Source organism: Pyxidicoccus fallax, from assembly GCF_012933655.1.
GTDB lineage: Bacteria > Myxococcota > Myxococcia > Myxococcales > Myxococcaceae > Myxococcus > Myxococcus fallax.
Genome location: NZ_JABBJJ010000194.1, coordinates 1 through 24,502, shown reverse-complemented (window position 1 = coordinate 24,502; position 24,502 = coordinate 1). Strand labels below are relative to the sequence as shown.

Below are 24,502 nucleotides of genomic sequence, written 5' to 3'. Positions count from 1 at the left end.
GGTGGGGCGGCGGCTGGGCCTGAGCGAGGCGGAACTGGACGCCATCCACCAGCGGGTGATGGCGCGCTCCGGCGCGGTGTTCCGGCAGCTCGGCGTGGAGAACATGGCGTGGCTGCGCACGCTGGTGTGCGAGGGTCCCGCCCTGCTGGGCTGGGTGGGCATCGGCCGCGTGGAGCCCTTCAACGACCGCGAGCAGCGGCTGCTCCAGGCGTTGACGCCCTCGCTGCAGCGGCGGCTGACGGTGGAGACGCGGCTGCGCGAGTCGGGCCTGATGACCACCGCGCTGGAAGTGGCCATGGAGGCACTCGGCCGCGCGGCCTGGGTGGTCAGCTCGAGCGGCCGCGTGGTGCACGCCAACAGCGCCGGGAAGGTGCGGCTGGAGCGCGGCGAGCCGGAGCTGGTGGAGCAGCTCAAGCGGGGCGCGCAGGGCATTCCGTGCTCGGGCCCGCTGACGCTCACCCCGCTGCGCACGCCGGGCCTGCCCGCGCACTACCTGGCCATCGACACGGGCACCGCGTCCAGCGCCGCCGCGCGCGTGCATGCGCTGTCCGCGCGCTGGTCGCTCACACAGCGCGAGTCCGAGGTGCTCACGCACATCGTCCAGGGCGAGACGAACAAGACCATCGCCTCGCGGCTGGGCTGCGCCGAGCGCACGGTGGAGGTCCACGTCACCCACCTGCTGAGCAAGGCCCAGGTGGAGAGCCGTTCAGCGCTCATCGCCCGCTTCTTCCAGACCTCGTGAGCGGCGCGTCCATTCAGGCCGCCCTGGCCCGCGCCGCCGAAGCCGTGGCGAAGGGCCCCCACTCCACTCCCGCCGACGGCCGTCCCCGGAAGCGGCGGCTCGCCATGGGCGACCCGCAGGCGGACCTGGACCGCGTGCTGGCCATCCTCGCGCACCACGGACTGCTGGGAGACGACGGCTGGCTGAAGCCCGACGTGCAGCTCGTGTCGGTGGGCGACCACTTCGACTGGGGCAAGCCCCACGAGCGCGAGGCGGTGGCCACCAGCGGCCTGCGGCTGGTGGCGTGGCTGGCCGCGCACCCGGCGGACCAGGCGGTGATGCTGCTGGGCAACCACGACCTGGGCCGCGTGGGCGAGCTGGCCGGCTTCACGGATGCCACCTTCGCCGCCGCGCAGGCGGAGGCAGACCGGGCCTACCAGGGCGGCGACACCGACGAGGCCGCGGAGCGCGCCTTCCTCGCCCGCTGGCCGAACGTCCCCACCGCCGAGCTGGTGGCGCGCGACTTCGGCAACTTCCGCGAGGTGCAGCGCGCCTGGGTGGAGCACCTGCTGCGCGTGAAGCGCTTCCGCGTGGCCCACGTCGCCGGGCCCGGGTTGATGGTGCTGCACGCGGGCGTCACCCACGAGGACCTCGACGTGGCGGGCCTGCCTCCCGCGCGCCGCTCGGACGCGGGCGCGGTGGCCCAGGCGCTGAACGCGGCGCTGGACGTGGCGGTGGCGGCGTGGAGGGAGGGGCCGCTCGTCCTCCCGGGACTGCATCGGCCCGGCGATGCCGCCGGAGGCGAGGGCGTGGGCATCTTCTACCAGCGCCCCAGCCTGAAGCCGGAGGACGCCGAGCGCGTGCGCGGGACGCCTCGCCGCCGCTTCGACCCGCGACGACTGCCCGCGGGGCTGACCCAGGTGGTGGGGCACACGCGCGACAAGCGCATCCGGGAGCTGCTGGGCCTGGGCCCGGCGGGCGCGAAGGACGGCGTGGTGCGGCACCTCGTCACGGACGGGACGCGCGTGGACTACGACCACGGCGCGCCCCCTCCGCCGAAGCCGAACGAAGCGGTGGTCGTCTTCACCGACGGCGGCATGCGCGAGTGCCCGCCCGAGGCCTTCGAGCTGTTCGACCTGGACACCCGCGCCGCCGCTCGCTGATTGACTACTTCTGCGCGGCCTCGGCCTGGAGGCCGGCGAGCTTCTTCTCCAGCCCGGCCACCGCGCGCGGCGACACCTGCGAGGCGGGCAGCGTCTTCGCGAAGGCGATGGCCTCCTCCAGCGTCTTCACCGCGGCGGCGGAGTCCTTGCGCGCGAGGTGGATGTCCGCGCGGCCGGACAGCACCGTGAGGCGGCGAGCCCCCTGAACCCGGGCCAGCGCGCGGTCGCTCGCGGCGAGCGCGTCATCCAGCCGCCCCTTCAGCCGGTACAGCGTGGCCAGCCGCGCGGGCGGGTTGTAGTCCTGGGGCAGGTCCTTCTCGCTCTGCTCGATGGCCGGAATCACGCGCTCGGGAGCGCCCAGCTTCATCGCCGCCACCATGCGGTGCGAGTCGAACACGGAGCGCGCATCCGGGTTGGGGGCCTTGGCGGCCTCGCCCTCCAGGTACGTCAGCCACTCCTCGGCCAGCGCCTTCACGCCCGCCTCGTCCTTCTCCGCCTCGCGCGCGGCCACGCGCACCTCGTACAGGCCGGAGCGGTCATCCGCGGCCATCTCGATGGCGGGAGGCGCGAGGGCCTCGGCCACCTTCGCCTCCGTGGCGCCGCGCAGCTCCTTCGCCGCCGCATGGTCCGCCGGCAGCGCCAGCGCGCAGCTCAGGCCCATCAGCGCGCCGTTGGCCCAGGACAGCGAGCGCGGCGTCCTCGGCAGCTCCTCCAGCGCCTTGCGCGCGCACGGCTCGTACTGCTTCGCGCCGTACAGCGCCGTCAGCAGCGACTCCACCGCGCGGCCCCGGCGGGACCAGTCGGCGGGCGCCTCGGCCAGGGCCTCCGCCAGCGTCTCGGCGGCCTCGGCCGAGCGGCCCTCGCCGTACAGCGCGTCGCCGCGCGCCAGCAGCGCCTCGGCACCGGTGACGCCTCCCTTGTAGGCGCGCTCGCCGTCCTCGAAGAGCTTCTCCAACTGCGCCACGGTGGCGCTGCCGGCGAAGCGCAGCAGGGCCTTCTCCTGGCGCGGGTCGATGACGTACAGCGTGGGCCAGAACTCCACCGGGTACTTCTCCTGGAACGCCGCGTTCTGCGTCAGGTCGGTGTTCACCTCCAGCCAGACGAAGCGGCCGGCGTGGCGGGCCAGCGCCTTGTCGGACAGGACGTACGCCTTCATGGAGCGGCAGGTGTGGCACCACGGCGCCCAGACATCGACGAAGAGGGGCAGCCCCTTCGCCTTCGCCTCGGCGAGCGCGCGGCCATAGTCGTCCTCGATGAACGGCAGGGGCGCTCCGGCGTGGGCCTCGTCCGCGGGCGCATTCGTGGTGGCGGCGGTGCAGGCGGAGAGCCCCAGCAGGAGCAGGCAGAGAGCGGGAATACGCATGGGGTCAACCTAGCGCGTCCGGCCCGCCTCTGTCCTCGACCGACACCCCATGGACATGCGCCTGGGCAGGGGCGCTCGCGCGTGCTGTGGTGCGCGGACTTCCAGTGATGAGAGACCCCTACGCCCTGCGCACCTCCCTCGCGTCCGCGCTGGACGCCCTGCCCGCCCCCGAGCGCTTCCCGGAAGCCCCCGACGCGGACGCCGCGCGCCGCCTGGCCGAGCGCCTGCGGCGAGATCTGCTCCCCCGGCTCGGCTCCGCCGACGCGCCCCTCCTGCTGGTGGCCATCGCCGGGCCCAACAACGTGGGCAAGTCCACCCTCTTCAACGCGCTGGTGGGCGCGGCGCTGTCCCCCGCGCGGCCCGAGGGCGGCCTCACCAAGCAGTGCCTCGCGGCGGCGCACCCGGAGACGTGGACCGGGCCGCTGAAGGAGTTCCTCACCCGGCGCTACGACACGATGCCGGTGGCTTCCGGAGACGCGGCGCCGGTGGACCAGCCGGGCCCGCCGGGGCGGCTGTACCTGGTGCTGGCGGACGCGGTGCCGCGCGGGCTGCTCGTCATGGACACGCCGGACTTCGACAGCGTGTACCGCGACAACCGCGAGCGCGCGGAGGCGCTGCTCGTCACGGTGGACGTGCTGGTGTTCGTGGTGAGCCGGCAGACGTACCAGAACGCCGCGCTGGTGGACTTCCTGCGCGCGGCGGTGGGGCACGGGCGGCCGTACCTCCTCGTCTACAACGAGGCCACGCGCGAGGAGGTGGCGCGCGGGCACCTGGACAAGCTGGCCGCCGACGTGGGCCACCCGCCCATGGCCCGCTACCTCGCGCCGCACCAGCCGGACGTGGAGGCGGGGTTGAAGCCGCTGGCCACGGAGCCGCTGGACGGGCGTCCCCCGCTGGCCGCGCTGCTGGGCCAGGCCGAGCACGCGCGCGAGCTGAAAGCCCGCGCGCTGGAGGCCTCGCTGGCGGACGCACGCGCGGAGCTGGAGGTGGTGGCGCGCGCGGCCTCGCGGTCGGCGCAGGAGCCCGACCGGCTGCGGCAGCGGCTGCGGCACGAGTTGAATGGCGTGGGCGCGCAGGCGGCGCTGAAGGCGGTGCCGGCGGACGTGCTCATCGACGCCTTCCGCGACGAGCTGGACGCGCGCAGCAACTTCCACAAGTGGGTGCGGCTGCCCTTCCGCGGGCTGGCCACGGCGCTCACCTTCGTGAGCCGCAAGGTGCGCCAGTCCTTCACCGGCCCGGAGCCGGAGGGGGCGCAGACGCCCACGCTCGCCGTGGACGAGTCGATGAAGGACGGCGTGCGCAAGCTGGTGGACGCCTTCGCGCCCGAGGTGGCCGCGTGGCGGGGCGACGCCGCGACGCGCGCGAAGCTGGCGGAGGCCTTTGGCCCGGCGACGCTGGGGAAGCTGGAGGAGCCGCTGGGCTTCGAGACGCTGCATGCGCACGCGGCGGACCGGGCCACGCTGTACGCCTTCTGCCGTGAGCTGGTGGCCGCGGAGCTGCAAGGGGGGATGCGCGAGGAGCTGCTGCAGGCGCTGACGACGCTGGTGTACTCGGTGCCGTCGGGCGCGGCGGCGGCGGTGACGGTGGCCACGGGCGGCTTCGGCCATGACGCGGTGGTGTGGGCGGGCACGCTCTTGTCCACGCCGCTGATGGAGCGCTTCGTGGACCTTTTGGGCGCGCAGGTGCGGGCGCGCGTCACCCGGAAGTGGGCGGACGCGCATGGTGCCACCCTGGCGCGTGCGCTGGAGACGCGCTTCTTCTCCGACGTGCTGGGCCACCTGGACGGGCTGACGCAGGACTGGACGCAGACGGCGGCGCGTCTGGATGAGACACGGGCCAGCCTGTCCTGACACGGGCTTTCCGACGGCGGGAATCGGGTCCTGGCAGCAACCTGCCGGGTCTTGCCACCAGCCCCACTCCGCGTGTCCTGTGATTCCAATCCATCAAGTCGTATCAACCGCCCAGAACTTTCCAGGATGGGCAAGGGGCAATGCTGGGCGAGCGCGAGAAGGCGTCACTGAAGAAGACGCTGGGCAGGAATGCCCAGGCGGCCCGCCTGCGCCAGGAGCTGACCCAGGCGGACGTCGCCGAGCGCATCGACCTGGCCACCGAGGTGTACGGCCGTATCGAGCGTGGACGGGCCTTCCCGAGCATCCCCACCTTCTGGCGTCTGTGCCACGTGCTGCACGAGTCCGCGGACCGGATGCTGGGCCTGCCCGCCGGCACCATGCCGCCCGGTCCCTGGCAGGTGGCCGAGCCGCCGCCTCCCTACGCGGAGCACCCGCCCGAGCTGCGCCGGCTCATCCGCACCCTCCAGGGTTTCGACCCCGAGGAGTGGCGGGCGCTGCGCAAGTTCCTGGTGACACTCAAGCGACAGTCTCGCTGAGGGAAGGGCGCGGAACCCCCCAGGCAGGCGGGCGCGGCCGCACTCCGTCCGTGCGTGAGTGGCGGCAATGCGCCATGCTGGAGGCGTCATGAATGGCTCGGACCCGGCCGCCCCGGTCTCGCCACCGCCCGTCTTGTCCTTCCGCCACCTGCTGACCGAGGCCGTCGGCACGTTCCTGGATGAAGCACGCATGTCGTGCGCGCTGACCGCGGACGCCATCGGCGAGCTCATCGTCACGCTGTCGCGCTACCGCGAGGAGGGGGCTCCGCTGTTCCCCATGGCGTTCGTGTGTGACGACCTGGGACACATGCTGGCGCAGCTCGGCGGGCACGACCCCATCGCCATCGGCATCGGTCCCCGCTCGCGGGCCACCATCCAGCGGGCGCTGAAGCAGTGCGCGCCGCTGGGCCAGGGCCGCTGGTGGGCGCTGTACCTGCTGCGGGTGCCGGAGGGCTTCGCGTACGGCGTCTTCCGGACGGACCCGTTCCCCCTGGCGGAGACGCCGCTGGAGCGGCTGCGCCGCGCGGACGATGGAGGCCCGGGGGTGGTTGGGGTGCTCCAGCTGGCGGACAACGTGCTGGAGCTGCGCGGGTGTGCCGGGCTGTGCCGGCATGTGTACCTGTCCGGCGCGCGCGTGGACGCGGCCTCGCCGCCGGAGGTGATGGAGGAGCTGGCGGACGCGCTGACCGACGGGGTGGCCACCGCGAGCCGCGAGCGTGCGCGGGGCTTCTTCAAGCGGGTGCTCTTCGAGGTGATGCAGGGCTCGCACGGAGCGCTCGTGGCGGTGTTGCCCCGGGAGCGCGCGGGCTCGATGCTGTTCGTGGACGGCATCATCCTGCCCCGGCCGCTGGACGTGGTGGGGCTGCTGGAGCGCTACCACGCGGACCCGAGCGACGCGGCCGCCACGGCGGTGCGCGCCACGGCGCAGCTGCTGCGGGGGATGATGGCCACGGATGGCATCACGGTGCTCCGGGCGGACGGGTGCATCGTGGGCTACAACATCTTCGTGAGACATCCGGAGACGCTCGCGAGCCAACCCTCCGTGGTGGGTGGGGCGCGGCGGCGCACGTTCGAGGTGCTGTCCGCGGCGCTCGGGACGGAACTCACCGCGGCGTTCATCCGCTCACAGGATGGGGATGTGATTTGCCGCCGGGCGAGAGAATGAGACTGCCCGATTTTCCGCAGATTCCCGAGTAGAAGGGGCAGGGCTGTGTCCATGACGTCACGTGGGAACTGGAGAACCCATGACGTCAGGTTGACAGCCCAGCACGCATAACGTCGCGGTAATTGCGTCCGTCAGAGGGATGTTTTTTACTGCGGACCCCTTGAAAGCCCCCCTGTTCCGCATCGCGCGTACCGCGCTCACAGTGCTCTCGGTGTGCCTCGCGGCTTCACCGGCGCTGGGCCAGAGCGAGAAGCTGCCAGACGTCATCGTGCGGGGGCCTCCGATAGTCCCCGCACTGAACGGCACCGGTCATGGTCTCTGCGTGGCCTCCAACGTGTGGACGCGGACTGCAAATGAGTTTCCGCAGACACGGGGAACCTATCTCGATGTCATCAATGGGTACCTCGAGAACACCGCCAACAGGCAGACCCGGATCACCACGGTGCTACGCACACCGTTCGACCTATCCAACAACCTCAATGACGGTCGCACGCTGAGCTACGGCGACTTCATCAATCAGGTCAGGGACCCAGGCTGCTCCACGGGTGGCTGCGGCTTCAACATCGTCAACGATGGGTTCACCCGCTTCGTTTCGCGCTTTCGCGGCTACCTGAACATCCCCGCTGAGCTCGCGGGCCAGCCACTGCACTTCGGCTACTACACTGACGACGCCATCAGCCTGGTCATCTATGACCGGAGCCAGTCCTATGAGGTCATCAACCGGCCTCCGGAAATCGGTGCGCCCACCTGGCGGACGACCAATCAAGTCACGTTCAACCAGTCGGGCCTCTACGCCGTAGAGATGCTGTATGTGCAGATCACGGAGCACGCGGCACTCGAGATGTCCATGCGGACAGGCACGTTCGAGAACTTCGAACGGCCCGCGAATCAGCCTCCTGTCGTCAACCTGTTCAGCTCGGGCTTCCAGCTCCTGCAGCCCGCGCAGTTCTTCCAGACCGAGAACGGCATCCCTTCCTTCCCGGGCGAGCCGGACCGTTGCGAGCAGTGCAACCGCGGAAACGCCAACGCGCCCAACAATGGCGGTTGTGGTTCGTTCTACTACTGCAACGCCGCTGCCCTCTGCGCGCCGTGCAACTCGTCGCTCAAGTGCGGCGAGTCCTGCTCCCCCTGCGGGCAGTCCACTCCCGTTTGCGCCAACATCAACGGCCAAACCCAGTGCGTGCAGTGCACCGAGGATTCGCAGTGCCCGAATGGCCGCTGCGACCTGACCGACAACATCTGCCGCGGCTGCAACGACGACGCGGACTGCCCGGACAACGGCCGCTGCGACACCACGACCAACCAGTGCACCGGCTGCAACGACGATAGCGACTGCCCCGGCGGCGCCTGCGACGAGCCCACCGCCACCTGCGTGCAGTGCACCGACGACACCCACTGCCGCAACAACCAGGTCTGCGCCACCGACACCAACACGTGCGTCGAGTGCAACGACGACTCGCAGTGCCCGCGCGGCGAGGTCTGCACCAACAACCAGTGCAGCCCCTGCAACACCAATGACGCCTGCGCCGGCAACTCCTGCAACTGCTGCCCCAACGGCACCCAGTGCGCCGCGCTGACGCCCGGCGCCTCGCCCTCCTGCGTCGAGTGCACCACCGACAGCCAGTGCGCCGAGGGCCAGCAGTGCGACCCGCTCAACGGCCGCTGCGTCGACGCCGTCCCCGACTGCAACACCTCCGACCAGTGCGGCCCCAGTTGCGCGAAGTGCCCCGGCGAGCGCCCCTACTGTCTCGACGGCCAGGTCTGCGTCCAGTGCCGCACCGACCTCGAATGCGGCGACGGCCAGTTCTGCCTCAGCGGCGAGTGCTCCTCCTGCACCACCGACCGCCACTGCGGCGAGCGCTGCGGCGCCTGCGAGGGTGACACGCCCTTCTGCCTCTCCGACGGCTCCGTGCAGGGCAGCGCCTGCGTGGGCTGCCGCAACGACTCCGACTGCGGCAGCGGCCAGTGCAACCCCGAGACGCGCACCTGCGAGAACGCCGGCGCCTGCGCCGTGACGTGCGACGCGGGCCTCGTCTGCGACGGTGTCTCCTGCGTCGAGTGCTTCGCCGACGCGCACTGCCCCTGCGGCGGCACCTGCGACGTCGCGACCAACACCTGCTCCGTCTCCTGCGACGACAGCGGCGACTGCCTCGGCGTGCAGCACTGCTCGGCCGCCACGCAGTCCTGCGAGCGCGGCCGCCGCAAGCCCGGCACCGAGCCCCAGGGCGGCGCCTTCTGCTGCGGCACCACCGCCGATGCCACCCCCGCCGGAAGCACCACCGTCCTGGTGCTGCTCGCCGCCGGCCTCCTGCTCCTCCGTAGCCAGCGCCGCGCTCGATGAAGCCCTCGCACCTCTCGATCCTTTTCCTGGCGCTCGGGCTGTCCACCGCCGCCACGGCCCAGCCAGACACGCGCTTCAACGTGCAGATCTTCCGCCCGTCCGGCGCTCCGCAGGACCTGGTGGTCGTGACGCAGTCGCGTCCGCTGTCGCACCTGTCCGTGTCGGCGGGCCCCTACTTCAGCTATCAGGTCAACCCGCTGACCCTGATTCCCGAGGATGGGGACCTGGGCAAAATCAGCCTCGTCGGCAACCGCCTCCAGCTCGACGCCATGGCCACCGTGGGCCTCTTCGACTGGGTCGAGGTGGGCGTGGACATGCCGCTCATCCTCGCGCAGGGTGGGCAGAACCTGGAGGTCATCGGCACCGAGGGCAGCATCGAGAGCTTCGTGCTCGGCGACCTGCGGCTCACCGGCAAGGTCGCCGTCCCCGGCCTGCGCCGCCCCGCCGAGGGCCACGGCTTCGGCGCCGCGGTGACCATGAACGTGAGCTTCCCCACCGGCGCCCAGGAAGCGTTCGCCGGTGACGGCGAGCTGACGTGGGCACCGGGCCTGGTGCTGGACTACCGCTTCGAGAGCGGCATCCTCCTGGCCCTCAACGGCGGCTTCTGGAAGCGGCCGGACCGCGTCTTCGAAGGCGTGTCCGTGGGCGACATGCTGCCCTTCGGCCTCGGCGCCGAGGTGCCCATCCTCCGCGGCAGTGGCATCACCGCCGTGGGCATGGTGCACGGTGCGGTGGGCCTGGAGAAGCTGCCCGACGAGCCCCGGCAGGTGCCCGCGGAGCTGCTCATCGGCCTGCGCTGGTACAGCTCCACCGGCCTCACCTTCACGTTCGGCGGTGGCGCCGGCTGCGGGTGCTCGCTGGCGTCGCCCACGCTGAGCTTCTTCACGTCCATCCTCTGGATTCCGGCGAAGACGCGCGAGTGGGAGGCGCTGGAGCGCTTCAAGGAGCCGCCCGAGCCCGTGCCGCCGCCTCCTCCGCCGGTGGACCCGGATGGGGACTCCGTCATTGGCGAGGGCGACCTGTGCCCGGACATCTTCGGCCCCGTGGGCAACGCGGGCTGCCCGGACACGGACCGCGACGGCGACGCCGTGGTGGACCGGCTCGACAAGTGCCCGGATGAGGCGGCCGGCAGCCGCGGCCGCGACGGGTGCCCGCTGGCGCGGCGCTCCGGGAACAAGATTGTCATCCTGGAGCAGGTGAACTTCGCCACCGACCAGGACGTCATCCTCTCCGAGTCCTTCCCCGTGCTGGAGGAGGTGGCGCGGGTGATGAACGAGAACAAGGAGGTCGACCGCATCCTCGTGGAGGGCCACACCGACTCGCGCGCGAGCGACGCGTACAACCTGGACCTGTCGCGCCGGCGCGCGGCCAGCGTGGTGCGCTTCCTCATCGAGAGCGGCGTGGCGGCGGAGCGGCTGTGCTCGCAGGGCTTCGGCCGCAGCAAGCCGCTGGCCGACAACGACACGGAAGAGGGCATGGCGCTCAACCGCCGCGTCGAGTTCACCATCCAGCCGCCGAGCGACGGGCCCCGCCCGCCGTGCCCGGAGGAGGGACTGAACAAGAAGCGGCAGCGGAAGCAGCCCAAGGCGCCCACGGCGCCGAAGCGGTAGCCGTACGACGGGCCTCTCCTCTCATGAGGGGGAGAGGCACTCCCCGGACGGCCCTGCAACGGAGTGGCATCCGCTCGCGACTCTCGAAGAGCCGGGCTCGGAGAAGCCGACTCGCCCGGAGTGGTACCCACATGAATGTCGACGAGTTCGTTCGGCAGTTGCGGACACGAACCCCCGCGCGGGGTGGAATCGAGATTCTCGCCCCGCAGTCGCCGCAGGGACTCGCCGAGGTCGAGCGCCGGCTGGGAACCCGCCTCCCGCCGGGGGTGCGCAGGTTCTACGAGGCGCTTGATGGTTTCGAGGTATCAAGCCCGCGGCTTCACGTGTTTCGAGCGCAGTCGCTCAGCAAGGACCCCGACGGACGAATCGCGTTCGCTGAATTCGCGGGCCGTCACCGGTTGGTCTTCCTCGCGAACCAGCTCAACCCGGCTCAGGAGTGGTCCATCGCGAATGCCGAGACCGGCTTCGTGGTCACCCTCACCATGGCGAGCTTCTGGTCGAACAAGGTGTTCGCCTGGCTCGACCGGCAGCGTCCGGTCTGGGGACCCGAGTAGGGAAGATGGAAGGCGCCCCTACGGGACGACGAACTCCGCGGCCGAGCGCCGCCGGCCGGCGACCACGGACACCACGGCGCGGCCGGAGCCCACCGCCGTCACCCGGCCTTCGGGCGACACGGACACCACCGTGGCGTCCGAGGTGAACCACTCCAGCGGCACGCTCTCCAGCACGACGCCGTTGCGGTTGAAGGCACGCGCCTGGAGCTGCACCGACTGGCCCGGACGCTGGAAGACGTGGTGCGTGAGGTTGAGGCCCAGGCGCGCGAAGTCCGCCGGCACCACCTGCACGGCGATGGCGCGGCTGAGGTGCCCCAGCGTCGCCGTCACCGTGGCCACGCCCGGATGGCCCGCGATGAGCTGACCGTCCTCCACGCGCACCACCGACTCGTCCGACGTGCGGAAGGCCGGCGCCGCGTCCGGAATCGTCTCGCCCTGCTCGTTGCGCGCCACCACGCGCAGCTTGATGACGCGGCCCACCTCCATGAAGTCCGCGCCCGGCGCCCTCACGTCCAGCGTGTTGAGGATGGTCAGGTCCAGCGGCAGCGCCGTGCGCACCTTGCCGCCCGTCGCGCCGATGGTCGTCTTCCCCGACTTGCGCACCGTCACCACGCCGTCCTGCACCAGCGCCACGTCCGTCGCCGAGCTCGTCCACCGCAGCTTCGGCTCCAGCATCCGCCGGCCCTCGTCGTCGATGACCTCGTACTTCAGCTGGATGCTCTGCCCCGGAGTCCGCAGGTACTTCGTCTCCAGCGGCTCGATGGTCATGGAGGTGGGCGTGGGCCCGCAGGCGCTCAGCAACCCGAGGACGAGGACAAGGACGGAACGAGAAAGGAGGCGCGTCTTCACGGCAGGGCCAGGGGGAAAGCGGCGGCCATACTAACGCCACACGGCCCAGCGGGTGCGAAAACGGCCCGCCCGCCGTTCACGGTCGCACGCCTGCCACGTCATGCCCCCCCTGGAGCCCCCTCATCGCCCCCATGCCCGGCATCCGGGCGGGCGGGAGCCAGGACCACCGCAGCCCCCATTTCACGCCCGGGAGTCCCACTGCAGCCGGGGGATGCGCCCCTCCGGCTGGGGCTCGGGAGCGAGGGCCAGCGGCGGCACGTAGAGCCCCAGCCGCTCGCGCCGCCACCAGTCGCCGGTGCGCCGCCGCTCCTCCAGGCTCGCCATGCGGTAGTCGTAGAGCACGGCGCGCACCACGCGCGGCGGCTTGTCCGGGAAGGGGTTGCGCTCGAGCAGCTTCAGCACCTCGGGCGAGCCCTCCAGGAGCCTCGCGAGGAAGGCGATGAACCAGCTCGGCGGAGAGCCCAGCGCGGCGAACCACATCTGCCAGTCCAGCCGCGGCTGGTGCGGCGCCACCTGCCTCGGGGGCCGCTTCGGGTCGCCGACCTTGTAGTGGAACGAATATTCCTTCCAGTTCTCGCCGTCGTCGGAGCCCTCCACGAGGATTTCCGGCCGCTCCACCGTCATCACCGCGAAGAGGCCGTAGGGGTTCACCGAGCGCAGCGGCCGCGCGCGCGAGTCCAGCCACCCCAGCATGCCCATGACGCGCTCCGAGCGGCGCGGCCACTCGAAGCGCCGGAGCATCTCGGACGCGCCGAGCACCACCAGCGGCGCGGCCGTCGTCGCGGACAGCGCCGTGCGCCACCACGGCCGGGCCTCCGCGGGCACGTCCGACTCCAGCGGCAGCACGCGCCGCAGCGCCGCGTCGTCCAGCAGCCACAGCCCCAGCACCAGCGCCTGGAAGTTGAAGAAGCCGTAGTTGCCCGTGGCGAGGATGGTGCCCTGCAGGCCCGCGAAGGCCCAGAAGCCGAACCGCCGCAGCCGCCGGGGCGCGAAGGTGAGGAAGGGCCCCGCCGTCTCCAGCCCGAGCGTCACCGCGGTGGACGCCTTCTGGAACCACCGCGGCAGGTGGTGCGCGTACCAGCCGCCGCGCGTGGGCAGCGGCGCCGTCTCGTAATAGTGGTTCATCGCCGTCAGCTCGCGCCACGTGCGGTCTCCCGACTGGAGCTTGCTGACGCCGGAGCCGAAGTAGAGCCGGAACACGAGCTGCCGGAAGAGGAACACGTCCAGCGCGGAGGGCGCGTCACGGCCCAGGCCCGGCCTCATGCCTCCGGGCGCGGTGAGCATCGACAGCAGCCCCATCTCCAGGAGCAGCACGTCCCACTGGAAGGAGAGGAACTCGCGGCCCACCGACACGTACGAGAGGTACAGCCCCCACAGCAGCGACGCGCTCAGCCGGGGCGCGATGTTGAACATCAGCGCCAGTGACAGGACCTGCCCCGCCCGGCACCCGCGCACCAGCGCCGCGTCGGACGCGCCCAGCCAGAACACCGTGGGCGTCGTCCTCACACGCTCCCAGCCGGGCTCCACGTCCTCGTGCGCCTTCAGCCGCTCGTGCACCGGACGAATCCCGCGCTGCCCGTAGAGCCCCAGCACCTGCCGGCCCAGCGAGGTGAAGGCGATGAGGAACGTGCCGCCCACCAACCGCAGGAAGGCCCAGCGCACCCGCCGGTATTCGCGCGGCACCACGGCGCCGCCGAAGAGCCAGCGGTCCACGCGAGAGGCCGTGCGACGGTTGCGCGCCACCACCGCGTAGACGCCCCGGGCCACGTGCAGCACGCCGGGCAGCAGCCCGAGCCTCGCCGCCACGCGCGTCCCCCTGTGGGGCGACCAGGAGAGCGCCCGGAAGACGGCCTCCGCGCCCTGCGACACGCGGCCGGACGGCTCCACCAGCTGCATGGCCCTCCGCATGTCCTTCGCGCGGATGCCGTAGCGCAGGCGGTGCCACCATCCGCCCGGCTCGAAGCGGACACGGCCTTCCGTGCTCAGTTGCCAGCGCGCCACCCACCGGCGGCAGAAGCCACAGTCCCCGTCGAAGAGCACGAGCGGCCGCCCGGCCGTCGCGCGCATGACTCTCGCCATCATGGACGAAGGGTGGGTGCGCTCCCCGTTCGTGTCCGCGCGCCAGCTCCAGGCTCCAAGACTGGCCGCTCCCGGAGCAGGAGTCCCTGCGAGCCCGTGGGTTGCCCCGCGCTTCCGGGCTCCGTGTCACACGGGCGCGGTGCCTACGTTTCACCGCATGAGCGAGCCCAAGGGGAAGGCAAAGCGCGTGGTCGAGGTGGTGCCGGGCATCCACCATTGGACCCTGGCCGACGACCGCATCGGCGGTGGGCGCAGTGACGCCTACGCGGTGGTGGATGATGACGGTGCCGTCGTCCTCATCGACCCGCTGCCCGTGGACGAGGCGGCCCTGCGCAAGCTGGGGAACATCTCCGCCATCGTCCTGACGGCGGGCAACCACCAGCGCTCGGCCTGGCGCTTCCGCAAGACGTTCGGCGTGCCGGTGTGGGCGCCCGAGGGCGCGCAGGGGCTGGAGGAGGAACCGGACTTCTCCTACGCCGCCGGCTCCACGCTGCCTGCGGGGCTCGTCTCCTTCCACACGCCCGGGCCCACGGAGGCCATGTACACGCTGTGGGTGCAGCAGCACCCGCGCAGCGTGGTCTTCATCTCGGACCTGCTGACGCACGAGGGCCGGGGCACGCCCCAGTTCGTCCCCAGCGAGTACCAGGACGAGCCGCTGCGCACGCGGCACAGCGTGCAGCGCATCCTGGACCGGCTGCCGGTGCAGACGGTGTGCTTCGCGCACGGCGCGCCCATCGTCGGCGACGGCGTCACCGCGCTGCGGCGCGCGCTGGAGGAGGACATGGAGTCCCCCGCCGCGCCATCACCGTGACGCGTCGAGCGCGCCCTCGCGCAGCAGCACGTGCCCCGCGTCCTGCCCGGGCGGGACGAGGTGCAGCACCTCTCCCGCCTCCGCGCGGTCCAGGAGTCCGCCCAGCGTGGGCAGGTCCGTGACGGGCACCCGCCGCGTGGGCTCCAGCGACAGCCGCCGCTCCATGGCCCGGGCCACGCGCGCGCCGTCCGACAGGTCCGTCTCGTAGACGAACGTGCGCTCGCCGTACTCGTGGCCTCCGGGTACGCGGCCCACCAGGCGCAGCGGCCCCAGGCGCGAGTGGACTCGGACGCTCGGGTTGTCCCACTGGGCCACGCCGCGCAGCCGGCGCGCGCGCAGCATGTTCAGCGTCAGCACCTTCACCCACGGCGCGGCGCCAGTGCCCGGCAGGAAGCTCAGGAGCGACACGCCGATGAACAGGCCCGGCGTCACCGTGGGCGCCGCGTAGTACGCCGCGCCAATGGCCGGGTCCTCGTCGGCGAGCCCGAGCCGCTCGCGCACCTCGGGCCGCACCATCCGCGCCGGACACCGCAGGAGGCCAATGGCCCCTGGCATCAGGTACAGGTCCGACAGCACCCAGCGCGGCACGCCGATGCCCCCGAAGGCGAGCTGGTTCAGCAGGAGGTACTGCGACGCCAGGTCCAGGTTCCGCTCGGCGGGCAGGTACCGCACCGGCAGCCCCAGCGGGGCCAGGTCCAGTGAGTCCGCGTGCGCGCCCGAGCCCAGCGCCACCATGGACAGCCCCGGGTGTCGCGCGAAGAAGTCCGTCGCGTCCTTCGCCAGCTCGCCCCCGTCACGCATCGGCTTCGATGTCCTTCGCCACCGCCGCCAGCCGGTACTGCTCCGGAATCCGCACCGCCCCCGCGTCCACCTCCGCGCGCGACACGAGGCAGCGCGACGAGCCGCCGCCCTTCTCGCACAGCTCGCGCATGGTGAGCGACACCACGCGCATGCCCAGCGCCTCCAGTCGCGCTCGCACCGCCTCCGGCACCACCGACGGGGCGAGCAGGTCCTTCCCCACCGGCAGCCCGTTGGTGGCGTAGCGCCTGATTTCGTCCTCCGTCACCACGAGCAGCCGGTGCTCGCCGAACCGCTCGCGCAAGCGTGCGTACGAGTCGGGCGCGATGACCTCCGGGCACACCAGCATCCGGTCCACCGCGGGCAGCGGGAGCACGGCCATGTTGCCGTGGAAGGCGGGCTCGCGGACCTGCACGCGCACGACTTCACCGGGGAAGTAGCGCGCCGCGGCCTCCAGCCCGTCGAGCGTGGTGCGCCCGCCCCAGAACAGCAGCGTGGCGCCGTCGAAGGTGGCCACGTCGCCGTGGGCCTCCCAGATGCCCACGCCCGGGTCCACGACCTCCAGGCCCATGCTCCGGGCGAGGGGCGCCCAGTACTCGCGCTCGGCCTGTCGGTGCGCGCTCATCATCCGGGGCAGGAGGAACAGCGGCGGCGCGCCCTCGCGCGGTATCACCTGTCCGCATTCGGCGGCGTAGGGCATGCCCGTCAGCAGTTCCGACGGAGACGGCAGCGCCACCACCGTGCCACCGCGCGCCTCGATGCCGCGCGCCAGTTCGAGCCACTCGCGCCGGGCCTGGCGCGCATCCACCTGCGGGGCCTCGCGGCTGCGGAAGTTGTTCCGCCCACGCAGGGCCCAGCCGCGCCCGGGGGGCGACATGAGGAAGAGGTCCATGGTGCCTCTGCTTCTACTCCCCCCGCGTTCCGCGCCGCCATGGTCCGTGGGGACTGACGCATTGCATTCCGGCCAGCAGCCTGCCCGACGAGCCCTCCACGCAGGGCGCTTCCCCGGCCGCACCGGCCTGTAAAGTGCACGCTGGCGCACCCTCCGCGCATCTTCTCGATGGCCACCCGGGCACGGCCGGGACAGGCTCTGTCCCCGCGTGGACGAGACGAGCCTCCCCGACCCCGAAGCCCTTCGCTCCCTCCTGAAAGCCGCCCTCGAGCTGCCGGCGCTGCAACCGCACGCGGCGCGACTGCAACGGCTCGTGGATGACTACGCGCGAGGTGTCGCGCACAAGGACGCGCCGCTGGCCGTGGCCCTGGTGGGCGCCACCGGCGCTGGCAAGTCCACCCTGCTCAACGCGCTGGCCGGACAGGCCCTGTCACGCGAGGGCGTGGACCGGCCCACCAGCACCGCCGCCACCGTGTTCGCTCCGGAGGGCGCCGCCGCGGACGCGCTGGCCCAGACGGGCGCGCGCGTGGTGCGCTACGCCCCGGGGCCGCAGGGCCTGTGGAGCGGCCAGGTCTTCATCGACACGCCGGACCTCAACAGCGTGGCCACCACCCACCGCGACGTGGCGCGCGCCGCGCTGGAGCGCGCGGACGTGGCGCTGGTGGTGATGCACCGGGGCAGCGTGGCGGAGGCCTCGCAGGTGGAGTTCCTCACGGAGTTCGCCCGCCGCCGCGCGCTCGTCTTCATCCTCAACTTCGCGGACGAGCTGTCCCCTGAGTCGCGGGAGACGCTGAAGACGCAGGTGCGCCGCGTGGCCTCCGAGCAGTACGGGCTGGCCCAGGCGGACGTGCCCATCTTCGCCGTCAGCGCGCTGGCGGCGAAGGACGGCCGCGACGTGTCCGGCGAGTTCGGCGCGCTCCTCTTCCACCTGCGCGGGCTGGCCACCCAGGCGGTGGCCGCGCGCGTGCGGCGCACCAACGCGCTGGGGGCGCTGGAGGAGGTGTCCTCGCGCGTGGACGCCGCGCTGAAGGAGACGGAGGCGCTGCTGGCGCGCACGCGCGAGGCGCTGGGCTCCGGCATGGAGAAGGCGGCGGAGGGGCTGCGCGCGGACTTCGACGCGCGGCTGCGGCTCGCGCACGGCCACCTGGCGGCCGAGGTGCGGCGACAGGCCGCGGGGCGCTTCTGGGGCCCGGCGGCGTGGGGGCTGCGGCTGTCCCTGTGGGGAGCGAGCGGGCTGGGCGCGGCGGCGCTCGTGGGGCGCGCCAGCCTGCCGGCGGGACTGGCCGTCGCGGCGGCCTCCACGGTGGTAGACGCGGTGCGAGGCCGCACGCGGGCCCGCGCCGCGGAGGCCGCGGTGGTGGAGCCCTTCGAGGATGACTTCGGCGTGGAGTCCACCGCGCGCACGGCGCTGGCGGAGGCGCGCAGCCTCGTACGGGCCGGCGGCCTGGAGCCGGCGACGCTGGGCGTGCCGGACACGGACGCGCTGCTGGACGCGGTGCGGGCGGCGCGCGCGAGCGCGTGGCGCTACACCGCCACGACCGGAGTCGGAGAAGCCGTGGCGGGGTGGTGGCGCGTGGCGCGCTGGCTGATTCTGCCGCTCATCAACCTGCCCCTGTTGGGGCTGTTGGGACACGTGGGCTACCGCGTGGTGCGGGCCTACGTGGAAGGCCCCCTGTTGCCGATGGAGTACTTCGTCAACGCGGGGGCCCTCTTCATGCTGCTCGCCGGGGCGGGCGCGCTGCTGGCGTCAGCGAGTCTCGCTGGGGCCGCTCGCCGTGCGGGCGCGGCGGGGCGCACGCGTTTCCTCGAGGCCCTGACCGCCCTGGGCGGGAGGCTGGTTGAGGCTGTTGATGATGGACTCCGCCCCGGGCGGGAGGCCGCGCGGCGCCTCCTGGCGCTCAGGTGACATGGACACCACCGGCTGACCCGGGGTGTGCGTGCCGCCGTTGTCGGCCATGAGCGTCTGGGTGCCGGAGTCCTTGCAGATGGGCGCGGACACGCGCGTGTCGCGCACCGGGTCGCCGTAGCCGGCGATGCGCGCCGGGACGGACGGGTTGTTCCAGCCCTTGCCCACCTCACGCGCCACCTTGAAGTGCAGGTGCGCGCCGCAGGCCCAGCCGGTGGAGCCGGAGAAGCCGATGAGCTGGCCCTCCTTCACCGTCTCACCCGGCTTCACCACCACCGCGCTGAAGTGGAGGTACTGCGTCTCCAGCCCGTCGCCGTGGGAGATGACGACGTAGTTGGCGTAGGGCGCGAACTTCTCGTCGCAGCCGCCCTTGGTGCTGTCACCGCGCGCCAGGCGCACCACACCGTCGCGAGCGGCGACGATGGGCGTGCCGTCCGGCATGCGGAAATCCCAGGCGTAGGTGTCGTTGTGTTGATGGCTGCCCGTGTCGTGTCCCTGGCTCACCGTGTGGATGCGACCACAGGCGAAGGGGACGCCAACCTCGGGCATGTCGCCCGAGCGGGAGGCAGTCGAGGAGGGAACCGCGGGGGCCGAAGCCAGGAGAGAACCAAGGAGGAGGGCAGAAAGGTTCATATCGGGGCGGGCAGGGAACGGAGGCAAGTGGCTCCGATATTTCCCAGCGTATTTTCTCCGAAGCTCGTGCGCTTCGCGACCGGGGGTGCTGTGCTCCGTTCTCCCCCTTGGAGGGATACACGCATGAGTTCCGAGCGAAGAACGCGCCGTTGGGGTTGGAGCCTCTGGTTGCTCGCCTGCTTGACGGCCTGCCGCGGAGGGCCCGCGGTGGCGCCCACTTCCCAATCCGCCGCGGCATCCCCAGTGCGAGCGGCCAGCCTGGCGCTGGTCGGCGTGACGGTGCTCCCCATGGGAGGAGCCGACGCGCTGGCCGATCAGACGGTGCTGGTGGATGGGGAGCGCATCGTCGCGGTGGGGCCGTCCGCCTCCACGCCGGTGCCCGAGGGCGCGGTCCGGGTGGACGGACGCGGGCGCTGGCTGATGCCGGGACTGGCCGACATGCACCTGCACCTACAGCAGGGAACGGGGACGGCGGCGGACGCGGCGGGCCGGCAGATGCGGCTGCTGCTCGCCAACGGCGTCACCACCGCGCGGGCGCTGGGCGGAGCCCCCACGGGCCTGGAGCTGCGCGCGCGCGTGGCGAAGGGCGAGGTGCTGGGGCCCCGGCTGCTGGTGGCGGGGCCGTCCTTCCACGGTCAGTCCGTGAAGTCTCCGGAGGCGGCGCGGCAGCGCGTGCGCGAGCAGAAGGCGGCGGGCTTCGACCTGCTGAAGACGCACGGCGGGCTGGGGCGCGAGACGTACGACGCGATGATGGACGAGGCGCGCGCGCAGGGGCTGCGGGTGAGCGGGCACGTGACGCCGGACGTGGGGCTGGAGCATGCGCTGGCGTCGGGACAGCAGCTGGAGCACCTGGATGGGTGGCTCGGGGCGCTGCTGCCACCGGGGGACCCGGCGAAGGTGGACCAGCTTGACTTCAGCGACGCGCTGGAGCGGATGGACGCGGCGCGCATCCCCGCGCTGGCGCAGGCCACGAAGAAGGCGGGCGTGTGGAGCTCGCCCACGATGGACCTCTTCGACCTGCTGTCGAACGCGGACCGTCTGGACCTGCTGAAGGCGCGGCCGGAGCTGCGCTACGTGCCGGCCGCCGCGGTGGAGGCATGGTCGAAGGAGCTGTCCTCGCCCGAGTTCGCGGGAGCACCGGCCGAGCGGCGCAAGCGCTTCGTGGAGCTGCGGCACCAGGTGCTGCGCGGACTGCACGCGGCGGGAGCGGGGCTGCTGGTGGGCTCGGACTCGCCGCAGTTCTTCATGGTGACGGGCTTCGCGGTGCACCGGGAGATGGAGGCCATGGCCGCCGCGGGGCTGCCGGCCCAGGCGGTGCTGGAGGCGGCCACGCGGAACGCGGCGGAGTACCTGGGCGAGGCCAACGAGTGGGGCACCGTGGCCCAGGGCCTGCGCGCGGACCTGCTGCTGCTGGACTCGGACCCCCGGCAGGACGTGCGCAACACGCGCGCCATCTCCGGCGTGGTGCTGCGTGGCCGGTGGATTCCCCGCGCGGAGCTGGACGCCATGCTGGAAGAGGTGGCGGCGGCGGTGCCGGCGAAGGCGCCGTAGCCGCACGGTCCCGGAGGCCCCGCGAATGAGGCGTCACGCCGTGGCGTGGCGCCTCGGGGTGAGGCGGGGGCTCACTCCCGCTCGCGCTCGCGGAGCCACGCGGCGATGGCGCGCTCGCACTCCTCATGACGGTCGAGGAAGGCGAAGTGCCCGCTGTCCACCTCGAAGTACGTCGCGCGCCGTCCCATGCGCTCGGCGATAGCGCGCATGGAGCGCGTGGGCATCATGGAGTCATGTCTCCCCTGCACCAGCAGCGTCGGGACGGACGGAGCCGGCATCTCGGAGTACGCCCCCGAGACGAGCACGAGGCCCCGCAGCTCGAGCCGGGGATGGGACACCCGGTGCACGAGGACGCTGGCGCCCGCGCCGCCGTTGGAGAGCCCTCCGAGATAGACGCGGCGGACACCGCGCGCGGCGAGCCAGTCGAACGTCTCCTCCAGCGTGCGCTCGCCCTGGGGTGACCACCAGTCTCCGACGGGCCCCACCGAGGGGCAGACGGTGAGCGCGGAGATGGCCCGCACCGCCCGCGACATCTGCCAGCAGTACACGGCGAAGTTGCCCGCGTAGCCATGGAGGAAGACGAAGGCCGTCTCGGGCTTCGCGACATCCGGTGGCGGGATGACCAGTGCGTCGAAGGACTTCGGCGACTGGAGGCCGAGGTACGTGGCGACGGCCGGGGTGGCGAGCGCGCCCTCGGCGGCGTCCATCCGGTCGAAGGCGGACTCCAGCGCGGAGAGGAACTCGCGCGAGTCCGAGCGGGGCACGCCCCCGGAGAGCACCAGCGCGTACCCCGCAAGCATCGTTCCGTCCCGCTCGGCGACGATGCGGTTCACCCACCGGTGTCCCCCGTCCGGCAGGCGCAGCGTCTCCACCTGGGTGCCATCCGCGAACACGAGCCGCCCCGCGACGACGCACAGCACGACGCCCAGTCCGGACCGCGTCAGCCCCCGCCTCCGCCGCCAGGGCCGCGAGAGGAGCCCGGCCGCCACGAGCACGAGCCCCACGACGTAGCCCCACCCCGACGGCGAGGCACCGATGACGGCCGCGGCGACCAGCAGGAACAGCGCCACCGGAGCGACGAGGAGTCCCAGGACGAACGCGGCCCAGCCTCCGCGCCGCGAGTCAGCCGTCTCGGTGGAGCCGACAGGACGCTGCGTCACGGGCATGGAGGAGGAAGTTGCCATGGAACAGAGCATGGCGGCCGGACCGGCCAACGCGGAGCCTTCGTGGCTGAACGGTCCGAAAACGCCGGTGAGCGGCGGCCGACACACAGCCACTCGCGAACACAGATGCCGCGGGTACGTGGGTGCGGCGAAACCCCGCCGATTCTGGTTCCGCCTGCACACGCCCGGTATGAGTCCCCGCGCATCCAACGCCACTTCCAAAGGCACATCATGCAACCCCTCCTTCGTCCGACGGCGCTCTTTGGAGCGCTGGTCCTGGTCTCCGCCTGTGGTCCGTCCACTCCGTCCGAGCCCGCGTCCGAATCCCCCATGGGACAGGACTCCTCGGAGCTGTACGTGCTGCTCTCCTCCAAGTGGCCGTCCAACGACATCAGCGTGTGCTGGGAGCCGAACTCGACGCCGGGCTTCGACGGCTTCCGCGCCGCGGTCCGCGACGAGGTGACTCGGCAGTGGTCCTACTGGTCCAACGTCAACTTCCACGGCTGGGGCTGGTGCACCAGCACCTCGGGCGGCATCCGCATCCGTGTCGAGGACAGCGGTCCCCACGTGAAGGCGCTGGGCCGCAACCTGAACGGCCTGGTCAACGGAATGGTGCTCAACTTCACCTTCCAGAACTGGGGCCAGTCGTGTCAGACGCAGCAGGACTTCTGCATCCGCGCCATCGGCGTGCACGAGTTCGGCCACGCGCTGGGGTTCGCCCACGAGCAGAACCGGCCGGACCGCCCCGCCACCTGCACGGATGCCCCGCAGGGAACGAACGGGGATCTGATGCTGGGCGCCTGGGATTTGAACTCGACGATGAACTACTGCAACCCCGACTGGAACAACAGCGGGGTCCTCAGCAACGGCGACATCGAGGGGGTCCAGACCATCTACGGCTCGCGCCTCTTCACCCGCGCCTTCGGTGACGTGAATGGCGATGGCCGGGCGGATGCCGTTGCCTTCGGTCCGACGCACGTGGCCGTGCAGCTCCCCGGCGGCGAGCCGGCCCGGTGGACTCCGGAGGCCTACTACGGCACCCGGGGCTCGTTCGTCGCGGACGTCTCCGGTGACGGCCGCGCGGACGCCATCGTGGTGAACGACAGCGGCATCACCGTGCGCCGCTCGACGGGTTCCGGCTTCGGCGCGTACGAAACTTGGACTCCGGAGGCCTACTACGGCACCCGCGGCACCTTCTTCGCGGACGTCACCGGGGACAGGCGCGCGGACGCCATCGTGGTGAATGACAGCGGCATCACCGTGCGCCGTTCGACGGGTTCCGGCTTCGGCACGTACGAGACCTGGACGACGGAGGCCTACTACGGCAACCGCGGCACCTTCTTCGCGGATGTTTCCGGTGACGGCCGCGCGGATGCCATCGTGGTGAACGACAGCGGCGTCACCGTGCGCCGCTCGACGGGCACCGGCTTCGGCGCGTACGAGACCTGGACGACGGAGGCCTATTACGGCAACCGTGGCACCTTCTTCGCGGACGTCTCCGGCGATGGCCGCGCGGACGCCATCGTGGTGAACGACAACACCGTCACGGTGCGCCGGTCGACGGGCGCCGGCTTCGGCGCGTACGAGACGTGGACGTCCATCGGCTACTACGGCTCGCAGGGCACCTTCTTCGCGGACTCCACGGGTGACGGGCGGGCGGATGCCATCGTCATCAACACCGGGCTCACCACCCGCCGCTCGGACGGCACGCGGTTCCTGCCCAACGAGACGTTCTGAGCGAGCCCAAGCCGCTCCGAGCGCTTCGCCAAGCCCCCGGACACGAATGTTGTACACCCGCGGCATGGCATGAGGCCCTGCCGCAGGTATCCGAGGCCGAGCATCAGCGATTGCACGAGCCAACCTGCTTCAGGGAAGTCCGGTAAGGCCGCGAGGATTGCCCGCGGCTCCCTTCGCCATTCCAGCGCCGCCCCTTCTGTTTGCAGGGCGCATCTTCCGCGCCTCGGATTCGTTCGAGGCGGGAAGCTTCCTGTCCTCGGAGGCGCCCTCCCTCATCGTGAGCGTGGTGCCAGGTGCCCCATCGCAACCTCCATGGCGGTCAAGGCGTCGTCCCGCGGCACCGCGTGACTCCGAGCCCGTGCGCATGTCAGCCCCCGCCTCGGCCCATGGATGGACCGAAGGGCACGCAACCGGATGAGCTGCCAGAGGTCATTCCCTGGCGCGAGCCGCATCCTTCCTGGCATGTCAGCCCTCTCCGGAAGGAGGGCCGTCGTGGAGGAATGGTTCCTCCGGCGAGGCGGCATCCGAGAGGCGGGTCGTCGTGGAGGAATGATTCCTCCGGCGAGGCGGCATCCGAGGCGGGACGTCGTGGAGGAATGATTCCTCCAGCGAGGCGGCATCCGAGGCGGGCTGTCGTGGAGGAATGATTCCTCCAGCGAGGCGGCATCCGAGGCGGGACGTCGTGGAGGAATGATTCCTCCAGCAAGGGGGGCGCCCGAGGCGGGACGTCGTGGAGGAATGATTCCTCCAGCGAGGCGGCGCCGGGGGCTGGGAGGGGAT

18 protein-coding genes and 1 pseudogene are annotated in these 24,502 nt (G+C 72.0%); 12 read left to right on the top strand and 7 right to left on the bottom strand.

Annotated elements, in window-relative coordinates; genetic code table 11:
* Nucleotides 1-742, top strand: a 742-nt coding sequence (locus HG543_RS32740) for a helix-turn-helix transcriptional regulator (RefSeq protein ID WP_169348850.1), incomplete at its 5' end; no start/stop codon positions are given.
* Nucleotides 739-1,884 carry a metallophosphoesterase gene (locus HG543_RS32735; protein ID WP_169348849.1) on the top strand — a complete coding sequence of 382 codons (1,146 nt, stop codon included), beginning with the start codon at nt 739-741 and terminating at the stop codon, nt 1,882-1,884. The genes HG543_RS32740 and HG543_RS32735, both read left to right, overlap by 4 nt.
* Nucleotides 1,885-1,888: 4 nt before the next feature.
* On the opposite strand, the gene HG543_RS32730 is transcribed toward HG543_RS32735, so the two are convergent.
* Nucleotides 1,889-3,247 (bottom strand): thioredoxin fold domain-containing protein, encoded by a 1,359-nt coding sequence (locus tag HG543_RS32730; protein WP_169348848.1) that lies wholly within the window; start codon nt 3,245-3,247, stop codon nt 1,889-1,891.
* A 107-nt stretch (nt 3,248-3,354) separates the two neighbouring features.
* Here HG543_RS32730 and HG543_RS32725 point away from each other — a divergent pair, with 107 nt between their 5' ends.
* The 6 genes from HG543_RS32725 (at nt 3,355) to HG543_RS32700 (ending at nt 11,303) form a co-directional block, all read left to right on the top strand.
* Nucleotides 3,355-5,097 (top strand): GTPase domain-containing protein, encoded by a 1,743-nt coding sequence (locus HG543_RS32725; RefSeq protein ID WP_171818347.1) that lies wholly within the window; start codon nt 3,355-3,357, stop codon nt 5,095-5,097.
* A 140-nt stretch (nt 5,098-5,237) separates the two neighbouring features.
* Nucleotides 5,238-5,633, top strand: coding sequence for a helix-turn-helix transcriptional regulator (locus HG543_RS32720; protein ID WP_169348846.1), 396 nt, complete (start codon nt 5,238-5,240; stop codon nt 5,631-5,633).
* Between the two features lie 88 nt (nt 5,634-5,721).
* Nucleotides 5,722-6,798: a hypothetical protein gene (locus HG543_RS32715; protein ID WP_171818348.1), complete on the top strand. Its 1,077-nt coding sequence runs from the start codon at nt 5,722-5,724 to the stop codon at nt 6,796-6,798.
* A 160-nt stretch (nt 6,799-6,958) separates the two neighbouring features.
* Nucleotides 6,959-9,139, top strand: coding sequence for an outer membrane exchange protein TraA family protein (gene traA, locus HG543_RS32710; protein ID WP_246357464.1), 2,181 nt, complete (start codon nt 6,959-6,961; stop codon nt 9,137-9,139).
* Entirely contained in the window at nt 9,136-10,749 is a 1,614-nt protein-coding gene (gene traB, locus HG543_RS32705) for an outer membrane exchange protein TraB (protein ID WP_169348843.1), read from the top strand. Before traA ends, traB begins: the two co-directional genes overlap by 4 nt.
* Before the next feature lie 131 nt (nt 10,750-10,880).
* The gene (locus HG543_RS32700) at nt 10,881-11,303 is read left to right on the top strand and encodes an SMI1/KNR4 family protein (protein ID WP_169348842.1); all 423 of its coding nucleotides are present in this window, start codon (nt 10,881-10,883) and stop codon (nt 11,301-11,303) included.
* Nucleotides 11,304-11,321: 18 nt separating this feature from the next.
* On the opposite strand, the gene HG543_RS32695 is transcribed toward HG543_RS32700, so the two are convergent.
* Together HG543_RS32695 and HG543_RS32690 are read right to left on the bottom strand one after the other, a co-directional pair.
* Nucleotides 11,322-12,152 (bottom strand): Ig-like domain-containing protein, encoded by an 831-nt coding sequence (locus tag HG543_RS32695; RefSeq protein WP_343073498.1) that lies wholly within the window; start codon nt 12,150-12,152, stop codon nt 11,322-11,324.
* Nucleotides 12,153-12,332: 180 nt separating this feature from the next.
* Nucleotides 12,333-14,219 (bottom strand): lipase maturation factor family protein, encoded by a 1,887-nt coding sequence (locus HG543_RS32690; RefSeq protein ID WP_246357463.1) that lies wholly within the window; start codon nt 14,217-14,219, stop codon nt 12,333-12,335.
* Nucleotides 14,220-14,388: 169 nt separating this feature from the next.
* On the opposite strand from HG543_RS32690, the gene HG543_RS32685 reads away from it, so the two are divergent.
* On the top strand, nt 14,389-15,042 hold the full coding sequence (locus HG543_RS32685; protein ID WP_171818361.1) for an MBL fold metallo-hydrolase: 654 nt from the start codon (nt 14,389-14,391) through the stop codon (nt 15,040-15,042).
* On the opposite strand, the gene HG543_RS32680 is transcribed toward HG543_RS32685, so the two are convergent.
* Entirely contained in the window at nt 15,034-15,843 is an 810-nt protein-coding gene (locus HG543_RS32680; RefSeq protein ID WP_169348839.1) for a hypothetical protein, read from the bottom strand. The genes HG543_RS32685 and HG543_RS32680 overlap by 9 nt on opposite strands.
* Nucleotides 15,836-16,732 (bottom strand): dimethylarginine dimethylaminohydrolase family protein, encoded by an 897-nt coding sequence (locus HG543_RS32675; RefSeq protein ID WP_169348838.1) that lies wholly within the window; start codon nt 16,730-16,732, stop codon nt 15,836-15,838. Before HG543_RS32675 ends, HG543_RS32680 begins: the two co-directional genes overlap by 8 nt.
* A 208-nt stretch (nt 16,733-16,940) precedes the next feature.
* Between HG543_RS32675 and HG543_RS32670 the strand changes: the two genes are divergently transcribed.
* Nucleotides 16,941-18,638 carry a GTPase gene (locus HG543_RS32670; protein ID WP_169348837.1) on the top strand — a complete coding sequence of 566 codons (1,698 nt, stop codon included), beginning with the start codon at nt 16,941-16,943 and terminating at the stop codon, nt 18,636-18,638.
* 231 nt (nt 18,639-18,869) lie between these two features.
* On the opposite strand, the pseudogene HG543_RS57165 reads toward HG543_RS32670, so the two are convergent.
* Nucleotides 18,870-19,079, bottom strand: a pseudogene (locus tag HG543_RS57165) (M23 family metallopeptidase); the annotation flags it as partial.
* A 435-nt stretch (nt 19,080-19,514) separates the two neighbouring features.
* Here HG543_RS57165 and HG543_RS32660 point away from each other — a divergent pair.
* Nucleotides 19,515-20,822, top strand: coding sequence for an amidohydrolase family protein (locus HG543_RS32660; RefSeq protein WP_169348836.1), 1,308 nt, complete (start codon nt 19,515-19,517; stop codon nt 20,820-20,822).
* Nucleotides 20,823-20,893: 71 nt separating this feature from the next.
* Here HG543_RS32660 and HG543_RS32655 read toward each other — a convergent pair whose 3' ends face one another.
* The gene (locus HG543_RS32655; RefSeq protein WP_246357462.1) at nt 20,894-22,006 is read right to left on the bottom strand and encodes an alpha/beta fold hydrolase; all 1,113 of its coding nucleotides are present in this window, start codon (nt 22,004-22,006) and stop codon (nt 20,894-20,896) included.
* 210 nt (nt 22,007-22,216) lie between these two features.
* Here HG543_RS32655 and HG543_RS32650 point away from each other — a divergent pair, with 210 nt between their 5' ends.
* Entirely contained in the window at nt 22,217-23,722 is a 1,506-nt protein-coding gene (locus tag HG543_RS32650) for an FG-GAP-like repeat-containing protein (protein WP_169348835.1), read from the top strand.
* The last annotated feature ends 780 nt before the right edge of the window (nt 23,723-24,502 follow it).